Origin of the sequence: Acinetobacter sp. YH12120 (assembly GCF_013418795.1) — a bacterium.
GTDB lineage: Bacteria > Pseudomonadota > Gammaproteobacteria > Pseudomonadales > Moraxellaceae > Acinetobacter > Acinetobacter towneri.
In genome coordinates this window covers 1-1,471 of the sequence record NZ_VPBI01000052.1, presented here as the reverse complement: position 1 = coordinate 1,471, position 1,471 = coordinate 1, and the positions used below count along the sequence as shown (strand labels likewise).

The 1,471-nt window shown below is 33.4% G+C and carries 1 protein-coding gene; it reads left to right on the top strand.

Annotation, left to right across the window (positions count from 1 at the left end):
* The first annotated feature begins 101 nt into the window (after positions 1-101).
* On the top strand, positions 102-854 hold the full coding sequence (gene erm(B) / locus FTU58_RS13925) for a 23S rRNA (adenine(2058)-N(6))-methyltransferase Erm(B) (protein ID WP_154320141.1): 753 nt from the start codon (positions 102-104) through the stop codon (positions 852-854).
* The last annotated feature ends 617 nt before the right edge of the window (positions 855-1,471 follow it).

Genomic DNA, 1,471 nt, shown 5'->3' with positions numbered 1-1,471 from the left:
TGTCTTAACGAATGCGGATAGAATGCATAAACTTACCTAAAAAATAAAATTCAGTTTTATGATAACTTTACTGTTAAAAGAAGTCTAGACAACCTTGTTTTATGCTTGGATATAAGGCTTATTTTAATATAAAATATTCTCAAAACTTTTTAACGAGTGAAAAAGTACTCAACCAAATAATAAAACAATTGAATTTAAAAGAAACCGATACCGTTTACGAAATTGGAACAGGTAAAGGGCATTTAACGACGAAACTGGCTAAAATAAGTAAACAGGTAACGTCTATTGAATTAGACAGTCATCTATTCAACTTATCGTCAGAAAAATTAAAACTGAATACTCGTGTCACTTTAATTCACCAAGATATTCTACAGTTTCAATTCCCTAACAAACAGAGGTATAAAATTGTTGGGAATATTCCTTACCATTTAAGCACACAAATTATTAAAAAAGTGGTTTTTGAAAGCCATGCGTCTGACATCTATCTGATTGTTGAAGAAGGATTCTACAAGCGTACCTTGGATATTCACCGAACACTAGGGTTGCTCTTGCACACTCAAGTCTCGATTCAGCAATTGCTTAAGCTGCCAGCGGAATGCTTTCATCCTAAACCAAGAGTAAACAGTGTCTTAATAAAACTTACCCGCCATACCACAGATGTTCCAGATAAATATTGGAAGCTATATACGTACTTTGTTTCAAAATGGGTCAATCGAGAATATCGTCAACTGTTTACTAAAAATCAGTTTCATCAAGCAATGAAACACGCCAAAGTAAACAATTTAAGTACCGTTACTTATGAGCAAGTATTGTCTATTTTTAATAGTTATCTATTATTTAACGGGAGGAAATAATTCTATGAGTCGCTTTTGTAAATTTGGAAAGTTACACGTTACTAAAGGGAATGTAGATAAATTATTAGGTATACTACTGACAGCTTCCAAGGAGCTAAAGAGGTCCCTAGACTAGCAAGAAGTACACAAGAAGCCTTAAAGATTATAGAAAAGCTTTTCCATGAAATGCTTAACATTATTTAATGTTAACATGTGGCTTTGTGGTAACTACCACGAGTGGTAACTTGTAACATGAAAAAAGTTACAAGTTACAAGTGGTTTATTTACGAACATAAAGGCTAGGAAAGCACTTGATAAGTATATCAAGTGCTTTTTTTCCGTTCGATTTTACTATCCAAGATACCGCTTGACGTACCTAATATTTTAGTGTGCTAAGGGCTTTGCTTTTTCTGGTTATAGTTCGTTCAAAAAAGACCGCAAGGGTAAATGCACGATCATAGATCGCCCTTGCAGCTTTTTAATCTCTCCACTTTTTTATAACCAAGCAAACGGTAATCCTCCCTAAAAATAATTGAGTTTAAAAGTAGAAAATCGAATAACCTTGATTTAAGGAGATTTTCTATGAAAACATCTAAGTATTCAGACAGCTTGATCATGAGTATCTTGAAGCAAGCTGA